The organism is Lactobacillus sp. M44, from assembly GCF_058130005.1.
This window is the reverse complement of sequence record NZ_CM176707.1, coordinates 1,326,586-1,341,533: the sequence shown is the minus strand read 5'-3', so window position 1 is coordinate 1,341,533 and position 14,948 is coordinate 1,326,586. Positions and strand designations below refer to the sequence as shown.

The window sequence follows — 14,948 nt, the reverse complement described above, 5'->3', positions numbered from 1 at the left end:
AATTTTAGAAATCAGTTCGCTGGTTTCTATTTTTTTGAAATTTTTTTCAACTTTTTTCGTCCAAAATCGATTTGTTTGCGTACTTATATTATAGGGCGAAAAGGAGGAACTTTTTTATGAAAGAATTAGTTGAACAACTTTTGCAAAAAGCAATTGCAATTCGTGCAAGTGATATTTTTATTCTGCCCAAAAATAAGGGCTTTGAAATAACTATGCGCTTTGCAAACAGAATTGAACTTTTAAAAGTATTGCCAAATCTAAATGGAATGGAACTAATTAATTATTTAAAATTTGCTGCACAAATGGATATTTCTGAACATAGAAGACCACAAGTTGGCTCATTAGTATATCAAGCAGAGACAGAATATTCATTAAGGCTGTCTAGTTTAGGAGAATTTACAGGAGGTGAGTCATTAGTTATTAGAATTTTGTATGGTCTTGGCACAAATAAATATTTCTTTGAAGATCAATTGCAGCAACTAATAGATCTAAGTACAAAGCGAGGATTAATTTTAACTAGTGGACCAACAGGATCTGGAAAGACTTCTACGATGTATGAAATTGCTAAAACTTTAAATAAAAATAGAGTTGTTATGACAATTGAAGATCCAGTTGAAATTCAAGAGCCAAGTTTTTTACAAACGCAAATTAATCAAGAAGCTGGAATTAATTATCAAAAATTGTTGAAAGCTGCCCTAAGACATCGTCCAGATATCTTGATTATAGGTGAGATACGTGACAGAGAAACGGCTAGATTAGCTGTTGATGCAGCATTAAGTGGACATTTAGTATTAGCAACAGTTCATGCTAAAAGTACACTGCAGACAATTTCTCGTTTAGAAGGTTTAGGAATTTCTAGAATTGAATTATTGAATTGCTTAACTGCGGTATCTTATCAAAGATTATTTGCCAGAAACGATTGTAAACTAGCATGTCTGCTAGATATTGCTTCTGGTAATAATTTGCAAGAGCAGATTATTTCTGACTATAGAGGAGATTTTATTCAATGGAAAGATAATTTAGATAGTTTATTTAAAAAAGGAGCGATAAATGCTACAACTCACACTGATTTCTGGCAAGGATAAGTTAACTAATCATGAAAAACAATTATTTTTAGAAAATTTACAACAAGCACTAGATAATGGCTATTCATTAAACCAAAGTATTCAAATATTGCCTTTTATTTGGCCAAAACGTGCTGAAATTTTTAAAAATATGTACCAAAAAATGCAAAATGGTGAAAAATTTGGAAATTTATTAAATAAGATTGGATTTTCTAAGACGATTTCATTGCAAATCAATTTAGCATTGCAACATGGAAACTTAACTGAATGTCTAAAGCAATTAATTAAATTGGAACGCTTAAAAAATGAACAGATTAAAAAATTACGCTCAGAACTATCATATCCATTAGTATTGGGAATTATGATGATTATTTTATTATTTTTTATGCAAAACTTTCTGGATTCTCAATTTAAAAGTGAAGGATTGCAGTCGGGAGATATAGTATTTTTTTCGTTAGCTTTAGTAATTATAGGTATTATTTCGTTGAGTTTAAGAATAGTAAATTTACTAAAAAGACAGGACTTTTTAGCATTTAAAAAATTGCTTAAATATCCAATAATAGGTTCAACAATAAAGTTATATGGACATTATTTGGTAACTTATGAATTGGGTATTTTACTAGCAGCAGGATTTTCTTTGCAGCAGGTTTGTGATTTTTTACTTACTCAGGATAAAGCAAGTTTGCAATATGGTTTAGGACGTAAAATAGCTAAGAAATTGCAAGAAGGCAGAGATTTACAAGAAATTATTAAAGAAGAAAAATTCTTACCTGATCGAATGATTTTATTATTATCATCTGGATCAAATAAAAGTGAATTGAGTAAGAATTGTTTGTTACTAGGCAAAAATATTTTTGCTGAACTTACATATAAAATTGAAAAATTGGTCGTAAATGTGCAACCAATATGTTTTATAATCATTGGCTTGTGCATAGTAGGGATGTATTTGAAATTGTTATTACCAATGTATGATATGATGCAAAAAATTTAGGAGAAAAAGATGAAAAATTTGACAACAAAAACTTTAAACAAATTAACTAAGCAAAAGAAATTAAAAGGATTTACTTTAATTGAAATGGTCATTGTAATTGCGATTATTGCTCTATTAATTTTAATAGTTTTACCAAACTTAAGTGGTCAAAAAAATAAAGCTCAAAGTAAAACTGATGAAGCATTTATAACGACGCTTCAAACAGCAGTTGACTTAGGTGATGGGGAAACTTCATTTGATCAATTGCAAAAAGATGGATATTTAACAGAAGCACAATTAAAAAAATCTGCAGGATATGAAGTGATCAATGGTAAAGTTCAAAAAAAATAAAGCATTTACCTTAGTTGAATCATTAATTACATTGATGATTGCTATTGGACTTATTGCAATAGGTACGTATGAATTGAATGGATATAAAGATAAACAAGCAATTAATCAAAGCGGTCATGAAATTAAGTTAGCACTAGAGCACGCAACTAGAACTGCAGTGGTAAATAAACAAATAGTATGGTTAACATATAATATGTCGGCTAATATAATTACCATTTCAAATAAAACTGGAGTAATAGATAAGTTTAAATTACCTGCTGAAGTAACAGTTTATGGTATTCATAATTTTAGTATTAATTCAAACACATCCATTCAGCCCAAAACTATAACGCTTAAAACGCATAAGTACACTAAAGTACTTACAGTTCAATTAGAGTGGGGGAAAATAATTGAAAAATAAAGTTGGAGGATTTTTATTAGCGGAATCATGTATTGCACTCATGATAGCGGCGTTATGCTTAACTATGATCAATGTTAGTGTTGGACAAAGTCAAAAGGTTGAAAAACAACTTGAGCAAAAATCTGATAAAGCATATGCAAAAAAGATGTTGAAAGAACATGACTTAGCTCAAATTGTGGTTCATGATCATGTCTATAGTAAAGGTGATCTATGAAAACCAAAAAATTATCTGGGTTTTTGCTAGCAGAAGCTATGGTAGCAATTGTTATTACAATACTGTGCGTTTTTACATTAGGATGTGTTTTAAATTTATTGAAAAAAGCAAATCAGATTGAACATCATACTAATGAAGTAATATATAGCTATGTGCAATTAAAGAATTTTATTGATAATAGTGAATATATCTATACAGTTCCAGAGCATTCAACTAGTCAAAAAATTATATTTGATAGAAAAGCTAAAAAGAGCGAAGCCAATCAAAAAGTTAGTGAAACAAGATATCGACTAGAAAAATATAATGACATGCTTAGATTATCTACATCAATATCTGGTGGACACATGCCACTATTATTAAAAGTCAAAGATGCAAAATTTTTTACTGATGAAAAGCATTTTGAAATAGAAATAATTGAAAAAGATAAGCGAAAAACACAATTGATTTTTAAAACTATGATGAGGCCAAAAGATGATAAAGAAAAAATGGAAGAAAAAAAGTCAATGCAAAATGCAAGCTAGCATTATGCTAGGTGCGATCTTAATCTTGACAACTGCATTAATATTTATGCAATTTTATCAACAGCAAGCAAAAGATGCGATGTCAAACAATATATTGCTAATAGATCATTTTAAATAAATAAAATGGTTTGCGACTGTATAATACTTTCATTACAATAAAGAGTATTGAGATTGATGAAAGGAAAATAAACTATGCCAAATATTGAAGAACAATATAGCAAGTTTGACGATGCAGTTGAACTATTAAAAAACTCATTGAATGTTTCAACAGTATCTGCTTTAACTGAGACTTTTGATAACCTTGAAAATAATAAAATTAAAGTTGAAAATGGAGCTCCTGATAAAGAAACAGTTCAAAAATTAGCTGAATTATATAAAACAGTTGGTTATGACAAATTAACAAATGCTCAGAAAGTTAATTTATTTACTTTGATGACATTGAAAGCTTTAACCCAAGATGGAAAAGACTATAACTTAATGCCAACACCACCTATAATTGCAACGATCATTGCCTTATTGTGGAAGCATTTAATCAAGTCAGATAAGTTAACTATCGTTGATCCAGCTATTGGAACAGGTACATTATTATTTACATTAGTTAAGGAATTAATGCAGAGCAATCATTCAAAAGGACAATATTCATTGTCTGGTATTGATAATGATGAAAGTGTTTTGGATTTAGCTGATATTAATGCTCATTTAAATAATTTGAAAATTGAGTTATTTAGACAAGATGCAATGGATCCTTGGATGATTAAAGATAGTGATGTTATCGTTTCTGATCTACCAGTAGGATTTTATCCATTAGATGATAATGTGAAAGATTTTGCAACACATAGTGAAACAGGACATTCATTAGCTCATGAACTCTATATTGAACAGATAATTAAAAATTTGCGAGCAGATGGTTTTGCATTTTTATTGGTACCAAATAGCTTGCTTAATGGAGCAACTGGTGAAAAATTTATGCCATGGCTTGCAAAAAAAGTATATTTGAGAGCTTTAGTTGAACTTCCAACTAATTTATTTAGCAATCAGATGAACCAAAAATCTCTGTTAGTATTTCAAAATCACGGTTCAAGTCAAGCATCTAAAGTATTAATTACTAAGATTGATTCACTAAAAGATGAAAAATCTTTGGTAAAGTTCAATGTTGAGTTAAACGAGTGGTATACTAATTTAAGTAAAGATTAAAAACGCTTACAAGGAGGAGCTCTCAGATGAAAAAAGTTTTAGCTATTAATTCAGGTAGTTCATCTTTTAAATATAAAATATTTTCATTACCCGATGAAAAGGTTCTAGCACAAGGAATTGCTGATCGCATTGGTATTGATGGATCAACTTTTGAAATGAAAGTTGCAAATGGCGCAGTTCATAAAGAAACTATTGAAATTAAAGATCAAGAAGCTGCAGTTAAATTATTATTATCATGGTTGAAAAAATATGACATTGTCAAAAACTATGATGAAATTGTGGGTGTTGGACATAGAGTTGTTAGTGGTGGCGAAATCTTTAAAGATTCTGCAATCATTACTAAAAAAAATCTGCACTATATTTTTGACCTTGCAGACTATGCTCCATTGCATAATCCAGCAGAAGGACGTGGAATAGAAGCGTTTATGAAGTTGTTGCCAGGAGTTCCTCAAGTGGCAATATTTGATACCTCATTTCATCAAACTTTAGATGATGTGCATTATTTATATTCAGTACCATATAAATACTATGAAGATTATAAAGCAAGAAAATATGGTGCTCATGGGACATCAGTGAGATATGTCGCAAATCGAACTGCTGAGATTTTAGGAAAAGATTTAAAAGACTTAAAATTAATAGTTTGTCATTTGGGCTCTGGTGCATCAATTACTGCAGTTAAAAATGGTAAATCATATGATACTTCAATGGGTTTTAGTCCTGTTGCAGGAATTACTATGGGGACACGCTCTGGAGATGTAGATCCATCATTATTGCAATATATTATGAAAAGAGCAGATATTAAATCATTTGATGATGTAATTGATATTTTAAATCACAAGTCTGGATTACTTGGCATATCTGGTATATCACCTGATATGAGAGATTTGGAAAAAAGTGATTCTAAGAGAGCAAAACTTGCAATTGAAATCTTTGTTAACCGAATTGTACGCTATGTAGGTGCGTATTTAGTTGAAATGCAAGGTGCTGATGCAATTATATTTACTGCAGGAATTGGTGAACATGATAGTAATATACGTGCCAAAGTTATGAAAGCATTCAAATTTATGGGCTTAGATCCGGATTTAGAAGCAAATAAAACTAATGGTGAAAAATTTATTAGTAAGCCAGATTCTAAAATTAAGGCAATGATTGTGCCAACGGATGAAGAATTAATGTTTGAAAGAGATGTTATTAGATTAACACATCTTTAATAAGCAGATCTTTCGCAAAAAAGTGGAGAAAATGGTAACATAATATATGTTCCAAGGGGATGTTTTGGGATTCGACAGGCGTAGATTCGCATTGATTGCGGTTCGTAGGTTACGTCTACGTTAAAACGTTACAGTTTTTTAACTGCAAACAAACAAAATTCTTACGCTGTAGCTGCTTAGTTCAGCTCTACGTTGCCTAATTGCGATTTACTCATGGTTGCTTTTAGGTATCAACTTAATGAGTTACGTTTAACGGTCACATCTGAACTGTTAAAAAGAGATTAATCAGATTAGCTAAGTTTTGTTTGCCATGTTATACGGCGCTTAAACTTAGTGAAATTTAAATTGTATGACCATGATCGTCGAGGTCAATGACGAAATGCGTCTGGACAGGAGTTCGACTCTCCTCATCTCCATTTTTAAAAATAAGAATGCTGTTATAATAGTATTCTTAAACAAAAAAAGCTCTATGGTAACTTTTTGGTAACATAGAGCTTTTTTTATAGTTTTCAGTATTTTTTTATATATTTTTCAAGAAAACAGTTTCATTTGTGTCAGAAAACAGTTAAGCTTAATTTGTGTTAAAAATGAATTTGAGGTAATTAATCATGGAACCATTTTTTTTAAAACCATATTTCAGAAATAAAATTTGGGGTGGGCAAAAATTAAAATCAATTTTTAATTATGATACTCCTGAAGGAAAAGTAGGAGAAGCTTGGATTATATCTGGTTATAAAGATGACGCAGCCACTGCAATAAATGGATCAAACAAAGGAAAAACTTTACGCGAAATATACCACCAACATCCTGAATATTTTGGTAATCCTAAAGCAAAAGAATTTCCATTATTAGTAAAATTTTTAGATGCAAATGACAGTTTATCTGTGCAAGTGCATCCCGATGATGAATATGCAAGAATTCATGAAAACGATAGTGGAAAAACTGAAAGCTGGTATGTAATGCAAGCTGATCCTGGATCTTATTTGATTTATGGACACAATGCCAAAAGTCGCAAAGAATTAGCTGAAATGATTCATGATAAAAAATGGAATCAATTATTGCGAAAAGTTCCAGTTAAAGCAGGAGATTTTTTCTATGTGCCAGCGGGTACAATACATGCTTTAACTAAAGGTATTTTAGTTATTGAAACTCAGCAATCAAGTGATGTTACATATCGGTTATATGATTATGATCGTGTTGACCAAAAAACAGGCAAATTGCGACAGTTACATACGCAAAAGTCAATTGATGTAACAACAGTGCCTCATGTTGATCCAAAATTAGATATTAAAGTTGATATAGAAGATGGATATACTATCAAGACTTTAGTTCAGCCTCCGCTTTCACCGCATTTTTATTTATGGCAAATAGATGTAACTAAGACATGGAAAACCGGTTTAAATAAGCATCCATATCTTTTAGTATCTGTAATTAAAGGAGCTGGTGAATTAAAGATTGAAGATAAAGTTTACCCATTGACAATAGGTACTAATTTTATTATTCCAAATGAAATAAAAGAATTCGAATTTTCTGGAGATATGCGTCTAGTAATATCTGCACCAGGAAATGATTAGAGGATTATATGATTTTTATTGGTTGTGGTCTAATTTTAATGGTAGTAGGAATATTATGGATAATATCACCTGCAAAACGTCCGAATAGATTATACGGGTATTTGTCTTACTTAGCTCAAGTTAATATGGATAGCTTTAATTTTGCTCAAAAAAGAGCAAGTATTTATTTCATAATGTCTGGATTAGTGCAATTTTTAATAGGGCTAGTTATACATTATTTTAAATTAGACAACCTGTTTATCTTGTGGTTATTAACTTTTTATTTCTTCATCATTTTTCCAATTATTGGAACTGAAAAAAGCTTGAAAAAATTTTTAGTTTCAAGACACGAACTACCTAAAGATTACGTTGATCCAGATGATGTTAAACATAAAAAAACAAAAGGATTTAGGGATTTATAAAGTAAATTATGAATATTTTAATGGTTGAAGATGACAATTCTGTTGCCGAAATGATGGGGATGTTTTTCAAAAAAGAACAATGGCAAATGTCTGTAGCAACAGACGGTGTTCAAGCAGTGGAGATGTTTAGGAAAAATCCTAATTTTGACATGATTACACTAGATTTGAATTTGCCAAAAAAAGATGGAATTCAAGTAGCAAAAGAAATAAGAGAGATTTCACCCACTGTACCAATGATTATGCTTACGGCAAGAGATAGTGAATCTGATCAGGTATTAGGACTTGAAATTGGGGCAGATGATTATGTAACTAAGCCCTTTAGCCCTATCGCATTAATTGCCAGAATAAAGGCATTGCATCGCCGAGTTATTATGGAAAATGCGAATAGTCAAGTTAATAATGATTATGACATTGAAACTAAACACTTGAAGATTTCTAAAAGCAGACGAGAAGTTTTATATGATAATAAAGTCGTGAAAGATTTGACTCCAAAAGAGTTTGATTTGTTATATACAATGGCACAAAAACCTAAGCAAGTATTTTCTAGAAATAAATTGTTAGAACTTGTTTGGGGGTATGAATACTTCGGTGAAGAAAGAACAGTCGATGCTCATATTAAAAAACTTCGTCAAAAATTAGAATCAATTGGATCCCAAGTGATTCAAACAGTTTGGGGAGTTGGATATAAATTTGATGATACTCAGGTTTAAAAAATGAAGCTAATTTATCAACATATGCTAGGATTTTTGTTGATTATAATGTCATCAGTAGCAATTATTGGCTTTTCAGTGGTTAATTTTGCTAGTGAACAAACTTATCAGCAGAATTTTATTAGGTTAGAAGGATATGCTAATTCTTTAGGAAAAATGGCAATGAATCAAGAAAGTCAGTTTAGATTAAATGTGACTTTTTTAGATGAATTGCAACAAGTTATGTCAAATGATGATGTAAAGATAAAAATATTTGATCAAAATAATCATCAAATATATCCCAGAACAGATAATAATTATCAGCTCCCAAAAGAAGTCTTTCAGACAGTTAAAGATGGAAGGACTATTCGTATCAAAAATGACCATCGACAAAAAATGCCATTATCAAAAAATAGAGCATATACAAGTGTTTTAGTACCATGGTTTGCAAATAATCACTTAGTTGGGGCAATTTGGATAGGTTCTCGTGTTGAAAATGTTGAAGAACCATTAAATATGGTTAAGCGAAACTTAATGACCGCATTATTAGTCACTATGATAGTTGGGCTAAACTTGAGCTTTATTTTGTCATATTATAGTACTAACAAAATAAAGCGGTTATCTAAGGCAATAAAGAAAGTAGCTGATGGTAATTTTAATGTTAAAATACCTCATAAAAATAATGATGAAATTGATGATTTAGCTCAAGATTTTAACTCAATGGTTAAGTCGTTAAAAGATTCTGATGAGGCAATTAAAGCCCAAGAAAAACGGCGAGATCAGTTTTTGGCAGATGCAGCTCATGAAATGCGTACACCGCTAACTACAATTAATGGTATTTTAGAAGGCTTGCAATATGATGCAATTCCTGATGATATGAAGGAAAAGTCAATTGCTTTGATGCAGCGAGAAACTAAAAGGTTAATTCGCTTGGTTAATGAAAATCTGGATTATGAAAAAATTCGAAATAATCAAATAATGCTGGTCAAAACCAACTTTAATGCAAGTACAGTGCTAAAAGACCTAAAGATGCAACTGACTCAAAATGCACAAAAAGCTAATGATCAATTAATCATTAATGCACCAGATAAATTGGAAGTATATGCAGATCATGATAGATTTACGCAAATCATGGTTAACTTAGTGCAAAATGCAATTCAATTTACTACAGATGGAAAAATAGTTGTTACAGGCAAGCGAATTGATCATGGAGCTCAATTTATAGTTCAAGATAATGGGATTGGGATGAATGAAGAGCAAAAAAAATTTATCTTTGATCGCTTTTATAAAGCAGATCCATCAAGAGCAAGACTTGGAAAAGGTGAATCAGGACTTGGCTTGGCGATTGTATTATCTTTAGTTAATCAGCATGGTGGTCGCATTCAAGTTGATTCGCAAGCAGGTCAAGGCACAAAATTTACCATAACTTTATTTGATAAAGGTTATGAGCAATTTGTTGAGAGCAAGTAAAAAAGATGTAAGCAAGAATATTTGCCACATCTTTTTATTTTTTCGATTGATTATTTGGAGATTTTTCATTAGATTGTATATGACTCACGTTATCAGGAATATTGGTAATAGCTGTTTGATCTTCCCTCAACTCTGCAGCATCTGTTGTATATAGATCTGTTGTAGTTCCTTTATGTTGTGAATAAATGGAAGTTGAATTATTGCCTAACAATTTTCTTAAATTAACCATTTGTTGGAATTCATTTGTATAGTTAAATGAAGTTGGTTGGTCGGGAATAAATCCTAGTGGTGTGTAAAATCTTAATAAATCACGATTATTAAGGATATCTGAATAACGTAGAGTTCTTCTTGCATAATTGGTTAATTCATTGATTTCCTTTTTTTGTGCAGGAGTTAAATCTTTTAATTCTTGACCTGTGCGACTATCATACACTGGACCTTTAGCTCCTTTATCACTTGCAATGGTATATTTCGGCGTTACGACGTCCCCGTTTCTAAAGATTACTATTTGACGATGATTTGGTGACAACATATCAGATCCAAATTGAATATAGTTTGAAGTGTTTACTCCTAATAAATGCAATAAAGTAGGTAACACATCAATTTCTCCTGCATATTCTGATTGAATTCCACCTTTTAACCCAGGCATATGAATCATAAATGGAACTCGTTGCAATTGCATATTGTCATAAGATGACCAAGTAGAAGATTTCTTATTTAAAATTGGTGTTAATGCAGCGTTATCTGAATTGGATAGGCCATAATGATCTCCATAAATTATTACCAAGGTATTTTTACTTAAACCAGATTTATTTAGATAATCAAAGAATTCTTTTAATGCTTGATCTAAATAATGAGCAGTCTCAAAGTAATTATTAACTGTTTGGTCATTAGTGCTGGTAGTTTGAAAATTAGGATCAAGATCTTGTTGATCCATATCAAATGGAATGTGATTGGTAACAGTAATATATTTTGTATAAAATGGCTGTTGTAGTTGTTCTAGGTATTTGATACTTTCAGCAAATAATAATTTATCTTTTAGACCATAACCTATGCTGTCAGCTTTATTTTGAGAATAATATTGTTTGTCAAAAAAGTAATTATAACCTAAATTTTTATATACATCGCTTCTGTTCCAAAAAGTTCCGACATTTCCGTGAAATACAGCTGAGGTATAACCGCTTTGTCGTAGAATTTGAGGTGCCGCTTGGAAAGTATTAGTAGATCCGATAGAAGTAAATAATGATCCATCAGATAAACCAAAAGTTCCTGTTTCTAACATATTTTCAGCATCACTAGTTCTACCAAGGCCTACTTGGTGGAAGAAATTTTGATAACTCAAAGTATTTTTGTCACTATACATTGAATTTAAAAATGGAGTTACTTCATGTCCATTAACTTTTAAATTTATCAAAAATTGTTGGAAACTTTCCAAGTGAATAATAATGACATTTTTATTTTTGGCTAATCCAAAATTTTGTTGGTCGGGTGCAACATAATGCTTTTTATTAAATATTAGTATTTGACTTAAATCATCAGTGTTAGCGCCTTTAGTTACTTCACTAGATTGAGCACTTTTGAATCCATCATAGATAGTGTATGTATCAAGTCCTAAGTATTTAACAACATATACACGATCGAAAGTGTTTTTTAAAAGTTTAGGTCTAGATGATTCTGCTAAAAACAAGTTTAAAGTAAGAAAGAAGAAACCAAAACTTGTTGCAGCAAATGCAGTAGAAATACCATATGATTTTTGATCGATTTTTATTTTATTAGTAATAAGCAAAATAATTACTATAATTATATCCAACCAAATAATGATATCTGTTGGATGCAATAGAGCAACTGAGCTTTTACCAAGTCCTTGAGAAACTTTACCTACATTTGAAATAGTTTTAATTGTTAAAAAATCAGTAAACTGTCTGTAATACAAGATATTTGCAAATAATAATCCCGTATTTGCAATGTCAATAATTAACATTGCTATATAAGAAATTATGGGCTTTGAAATATATAAGCCAAGACTTAAAAAAATTATGCTTGTTGCAATGGGACTAATCCACATAATGAAATGTTGATATGGGTCAGTTATTCCCAAATTAAAGTCAAAATAGGCTGCAAAGATATATTTCAAAGTAAATAGACTAGTTAATAAAGTTAAAAAGCCAATTCTTGTTTGTAAAAAAGAATTTATTGAATGATTTTTTTTCACGGATATTCTCCTTTACCCTGTATTTTACTAATTCAATTGAAGCACGACAATATTTTAACAATTATTTCTAAATTTTTAAGATTTACTATGCAAAGGAACTTGTATAATTTAAAAATGACAAATAAAAAAAGGAAACGGACATAATGTTTTTTCTAGAACCTGTATATAATTTGATTGCAAATAAGTATGCGACTCAACTTAATCATTTTTCTTTGATTAAGTTGATATTTTTTAGTTTAGATAAAACCATTTTTTATTTTGCAATTTTTATTTTTTTACGGTTAATTTGGCTAATAATTGTTAAAAAGCGCCGCAGTATAATTTCTGAAGGGCTTGTGTGGATATTTGTATTTTATCTAATACTATTATTAATGCTTACAGCATTTAGAACAATTTATTTTCCTTGGCAGTTGCAATTTAATTGGAAGCGTTCGACTAGTTATATAAATTTAATATTTTTAAAGCAAACTTTAAAATTGCTAAAAGGTAGCAGCTTGATAGATTTTTTCTATAATTCAATTGGAAATATTATTTGGTTTATGCCCTTTGGGATGCTATTTTCTAATGTTATTAAAAGAAAAAAAGCCTTTAAATTAACAATTATTTCAGGAATTATATTATCAATATTTATTGAAACCATGCAATTTGGCTTGAATACAGGAGTAAGTGATATTGATGATGTCTTTTTTAATGCAATAGGAATTATAATAGGATATATGATAGCGTATTTATTTACAAAAGTGTTTTAACACTGGTTTTAATTAGTTAAGATTGCTAAAATAAGTATGTTAAAAAAATAATATTTAAAAAATAAGGAAGCAGATATCATGAGTTTAATTCATTTTGATTCTAGTAAATTAACTCCATTTGTTCATGACAATGAGTTAAAAGAAATTCAACCAATGGTTACAGCAGCAGACAACGAGTTACGCAACGGCACTGGTGCTGGCAGTGATTTTTTGGGTTGGTTAAACTTACCAGTTGATTATGACAAAGACGAATTTGCCAGAATTAAAAAGGCAGCTAAAAAAATCCAAAATGATTCAGATGTATTAATTGGGATCGGAATTGGTGGTTCATATTTAGGTGCACAAGCATCAATTGAATTTTTAAATAGTTCATTTTACACAAGTGAAGATAGCAAATACCCTAAGGTAGTATTTTGTGGTAATAGCTTGTCAGGAACTTATTTATCTGATTTAATTACTTGGCTTGGCGACAAAGACTTTAGTATTAACGTTATTTCCAAATCAGGTACTACTACTGAACCTTCAGTTGCATTCAGAGTATTGAAGGATATTTTAATTAAAAAATATGGTGCTCAAGAAGCTGCAAAGAGAATTTATGCAACAACTGATAAGGCCAAAGGCGCACTAAAGACAGAAGCTGATGCTGAAGGATATGAAACTTTTGTAGTTCCAGATGACCTGGGCGGACGTTTCAGTGTATTAAGTGCCGTTGGATTATTGCCAATTGCTGCGTCTGGTGCGAATATTGATGCTTTAATGCAAGGTGCTGCAGATGCTCGTGCGGATTATCAAAGCAATGATGTTTCATTAGATGGACCATATCAATATGCTGCATTAAGAAATATTTTATATCGCAAAGGCTACATTACTGAATTGCTTGAAAACTATGAACCAACATTGAGAATGTTTGGTGAATGGTGGAAACAATTAATGGGTGAATCAGAAGGTAAAGATCAAAAGGGGATCTATCCTTCAAGCGCTAACTTTACAACTGACTTACACTCATTAGGTCAATATATCCAAGAAGGTCGACGTAATTTGATGGAAACTGTTGTTCGTGTACAAGATCCACGCCATGACGTTACAATTCCTTCAGATAAGGAAAACCTTGATGGTTTGAATTTCTTAGCTGGCAAGACTATGAATTATGTAAATGATCGCGCTTATGAAGGTGTAGTATTAGCACATACTGATGGTGGTGTTCCTGTTATGACAGTTAATATTCCTGATCAAAGTGAACATACCTTAGGTTACATGATTTACTTCTTTGAATTAGCTGTAGCTATTTCAGGTTACTTGAATGGTATTAATCCATTTAACCAACCTGGTGTAGAAGCATATAAACGTAATATGTTTGGTCTTTTAAATAAACCTGGTTACGAAGAATTACATGACGAATTATCAAGTCGTCTATAATAAATGAAATAATGTGATATTAAAGTAGGGTTTGTACTCTGCTTTTTTATTTTTGAATTATAATTAAATGTGTAGATTAAATGAAAGGAAGAAAAACAAGATGAAACAATTAGATTTAGTAAATAAAGTTTATGAAATGGCAATTAATCTAAAAAAAGATGCTATTGAAACAATCAAAACTCAAGTCTTTGAAGATGGTGGCGATGGAGTGTATGGTACCGATTTAATGGAAAGTTTAGTCAGAATGAGTCGCAGGATTAATTTAGATGATTCTAATGATGAAAGAATGGTTATAGTTAGTGCATTAGAAGATATCAATGACAGTGATCACTATGATGATGCAGATTATTTGATTAAAAAGTTATCATTGAACATCGCAATCCAAAATGATATTTCTGATAATGCTACAGGTTTTTATATTCAACCAGATCAATTAGAAACTAGCGAAGCTGAAATAAAATCAGAGATCAAAAATTTATTGACTAAAGAAAAGTAGATATAAAAAATGAGTT

The 14,948-nt window shown here is 30.6% G+C and carries 17 protein-coding genes and 1 other RNA gene; 17 read left to right on the top strand and 1 reads right to left on the bottom strand.

Translation table 11 applies throughout. The features are described 5' to 3' along the window. Positions 1 to 116 precede the first annotated feature (116 nt). From comGA to AC38BG_RS06425, 14 genes are all read left to right on the top strand, one after another. A complete protein-coding gene (comGA, locus tag AC38BG_RS06490) occupies positions 117 to 1,085 on the top strand; it encodes a competence type IV pilus ATPase ComGA (RefSeq protein WP_489937049.1) in 969 nt (322 codons plus the stop codon). Beyond that, entirely contained in the window at positions 1,051 to 2,055 is a 1,005-nt protein-coding gene (locus AC38BG_RS06485) for a type II secretion system F family protein (RefSeq protein ID WP_489937048.1), read from the top strand. The genes comGA and AC38BG_RS06485 overlap by 35 nt, the downstream gene beginning before the upstream one ends. A 9-nt stretch (positions 2,056 to 2,064) precedes the next feature. Then, a complete protein-coding gene (locus AC38BG_RS06480; protein WP_489937047.1) occupies positions 2,065 to 2,385 on the top strand; it encodes a prepilin-type N-terminal cleavage/methylation domain-containing protein in 321 nt (106 codons plus the stop codon). Further along, complete coding sequence (locus tag AC38BG_RS06475) at positions 2,363 to 2,785, top strand: pilus assembly FimT family protein (protein ID WP_489937046.1); 423 nt, start codon at positions 2,363 to 2,365, stop codon at positions 2,783 to 2,785. The genes AC38BG_RS06480 and AC38BG_RS06475 overlap by 23 nt, the downstream gene beginning before the upstream one ends. Next, complete coding sequence (locus tag AC38BG_RS06470) at positions 2,775 to 2,999, top strand: type II secretion system protein (protein WP_489937045.1); 225 nt, start codon at positions 2,775 to 2,777, stop codon at positions 2,997 to 2,999. The genes AC38BG_RS06475 and AC38BG_RS06470 overlap by 11 nt, the downstream gene beginning before the upstream one ends. Next, the gene (locus AC38BG_RS06465) at positions 2,996 to 3,520 is read left to right on the top strand and encodes a ComGF family competence protein (RefSeq protein ID WP_489937044.1); all 525 of its coding nucleotides are present in this window, start codon (positions 2,996 to 2,998) and stop codon (positions 3,518 to 3,520) included. The genes AC38BG_RS06470 and AC38BG_RS06465 overlap by 4 nt, the downstream gene beginning before the upstream one ends. Next, positions 3,510 to 3,638 (top strand): hypothetical protein, encoded by a 129-nt coding sequence (locus tag AC38BG_RS06460; RefSeq protein ID WP_489937043.1) that lies wholly within the window; start codon positions 3,510 to 3,512, stop codon positions 3,636 to 3,638. Before AC38BG_RS06465 ends, AC38BG_RS06460 begins: the two co-directional genes overlap by 11 nt. 74 nt (positions 3,639 to 3,712) lie before the next feature. Continuing rightward, a complete protein-coding gene (locus tag AC38BG_RS06455) occupies positions 3,713 to 4,714 on the top strand; it encodes a class I SAM-dependent methyltransferase (protein ID WP_489937042.1) in 1,002 nt (333 codons plus the stop codon). Between the two features lie 26 nt (positions 4,715 to 4,740). Beyond that, on the top strand, positions 4,741 to 5,925 hold the full coding sequence (locus tag AC38BG_RS06450) for an acetate/propionate family kinase (RefSeq protein ID WP_489937041.1): 1,185 nt from the start codon (positions 4,741 to 4,743) through the stop codon (positions 5,923 to 5,925). A 55-nt stretch (positions 5,926 to 5,980) separates the two neighbouring features. Further along, positions 5,981 to 6,344: a transfer-messenger RNA gene (ssrA, locus tag AC38BG_RS06445) on the top strand. A gap of 189 nt (positions 6,345 to 6,533) precedes the next feature. Beyond that, complete coding sequence (gene manA / locus AC38BG_RS06440; protein WP_489937040.1) at positions 6,534 to 7,499, top strand: mannose-6-phosphate isomerase, class I; 966 nt, start codon at positions 6,534 to 6,536, stop codon at positions 7,497 to 7,499. An 8-nt stretch (positions 7,500 to 7,507) separates the two neighbouring features. Then, positions 7,508 to 7,900 carry an SdpI family protein gene (locus AC38BG_RS06435; RefSeq protein ID WP_489937039.1) on the top strand — a complete coding sequence of 131 codons (393 nt, stop codon included), beginning with the start codon at positions 7,508 to 7,510 and terminating at the stop codon, positions 7,898 to 7,900. 8 nt (positions 7,901 to 7,908) lie between these two features. Further along, the gene (locus AC38BG_RS06430; RefSeq protein ID WP_489937038.1) at positions 7,909 to 8,610 is read left to right on the top strand and encodes a response regulator; all 702 of its coding nucleotides are present in this window, start codon (positions 7,909 to 7,911) and stop codon (positions 8,608 to 8,610) included. Between the two features lie 3 nt (positions 8,611 to 8,613). Further along, positions 8,614 to 10,059: an ATP-binding protein gene (locus AC38BG_RS06425; protein ID WP_489937037.1), complete on the top strand. Its 1,446-nt coding sequence runs from the start codon at positions 8,614 to 8,616 to the stop codon at positions 10,057 to 10,059. Positions 10,060 to 10,093: 34 nt separating this feature from the next. Here AC38BG_RS06425 and AC38BG_RS06420 read toward each other — a convergent pair whose 3' ends face one another. Beyond that, the gene (locus AC38BG_RS06420) at positions 10,094 to 12,271 is read right to left on the bottom strand and encodes an LTA synthase family protein (RefSeq protein WP_489937036.1); all 2,178 of its coding nucleotides are present in this window, start codon (positions 12,269 to 12,271) and stop codon (positions 10,094 to 10,096) included. Between the two features lie 143 nt (positions 12,272 to 12,414). Here AC38BG_RS06420 and AC38BG_RS06415 point away from each other — a divergent pair, with 143 nt between their 5' ends. From AC38BG_RS06415 to AC38BG_RS06405, 3 genes are all read left to right on the top strand, one after another. Beyond that, on the top strand, positions 12,415 to 13,020 hold the full coding sequence (locus AC38BG_RS06415) for a VanZ family protein (protein ID WP_489937035.1): 606 nt from the start codon (positions 12,415 to 12,417) through the stop codon (positions 13,018 to 13,020). A 78-nt stretch (positions 13,021 to 13,098) separates the two neighbouring features. Further along, on the top strand, positions 13,099 to 14,436 hold the full coding sequence (locus AC38BG_RS06410) for a glucose-6-phosphate isomerase (protein WP_489937034.1): 1,338 nt from the start codon (positions 13,099 to 13,101) through the stop codon (positions 14,434 to 14,436). Between the two features lie 100 nt (positions 14,437 to 14,536). Next, positions 14,537 to 14,932 (top strand): hypothetical protein, encoded by a 396-nt coding sequence (locus AC38BG_RS06405; RefSeq protein ID WP_489937033.1) that lies wholly within the window; start codon positions 14,537 to 14,539, stop codon positions 14,930 to 14,932. Positions 14,933 to 14,948: the final 16 nt, after the last annotated feature.

Excerpts from the sequence above, each read along its gene's own strand:
- AC38BG_RS06415 (WP_489937035.1), top strand. The coding sequence starts at position 12,415 with ATGTTTTTTCTAGAACCTGTATATAATTTGATTGCAAATAAGTATGCG.
- AC38BG_RS06480 (WP_489937047.1), top strand. The coding sequence starts at position 2,065 with ATGAAAAATTTGACAACAAAAACTTTAAACAAATTAACTAAGCAAAAG.
- AC38BG_RS06485 (WP_489937048.1), top strand. The coding sequence starts at position 1,051 with ATGCTACAACTCACACTGATTTCTGGCAAGGATAAGTTAACTAATCAT.
- AC38BG_RS06455 (WP_489937042.1), top strand. The coding sequence starts at position 3,713 with ATGCCAAATATTGAAGAACAATATAGCAAGTTTGACGATGCAGTTGAA.
- comGA (WP_489937049.1), top strand. The coding sequence starts at position 117 with ATGAAAGAATTAGTTGAACAACTTTTGCAAAAAGCAATTGCAATTCGT.
- AC38BG_RS06475 (WP_489937046.1), top strand. The coding sequence starts at position 2,363 with ATGGTAAAGTTCAAAAAAAATAAAGCATTTACCTTAGTTGAATCATTA.
- AC38BG_RS06460 (WP_489937043.1), top strand. The coding sequence starts at position 3,510 with ATGCAAGCTAGCATTATGCTAGGTGCGATCTTAATCTTGACAACTGCA.
- AC38BG_RS06405 (WP_489937033.1), top strand. The coding sequence starts at position 14,537 with ATGAAACAATTAGATTTAGTAAATAAAGTTTATGAAATGGCAATTAAT.
- AC38BG_RS06465 (WP_489937044.1), top strand. The coding sequence starts at position 2,996 with ATGAAAACCAAAAAATTATCTGGGTTTTTGCTAGCAGAAGCTATGGTA.
- AC38BG_RS06410 (WP_489937034.1), top strand. The coding sequence starts at position 13,099 with ATGAGTTTAATTCATTTTGATTCTAGTAAATTAACTCCATTTGTTCAT.
- AC38BG_RS06430 (WP_489937038.1), top strand. The coding sequence starts at position 7,909 with ATGAATATTTTAATGGTTGAAGATGACAATTCTGTTGCCGAAATGATG.
- manA (WP_489937040.1), top strand. The coding sequence starts at position 6,534 with ATGGAACCATTTTTTTTAAAACCATATTTCAGAAATAAAATTTGGGGT.
- AC38BG_RS06435 (WP_489937039.1), top strand. The coding sequence starts at position 7,508 with ATGATTTTTATTGGTTGTGGTCTAATTTTAATGGTAGTAGGAATATTA.
- AC38BG_RS06425 (WP_489937037.1), top strand. The coding sequence starts at position 8,614 with ATGAAGCTAATTTATCAACATATGCTAGGATTTTTGTTGATTATAATG.
- AC38BG_RS06450 (WP_489937041.1), top strand. The coding sequence starts at position 4,741 with ATGAAAAAAGTTTTAGCTATTAATTCAGGTAGTTCATCTTTTAAATAT.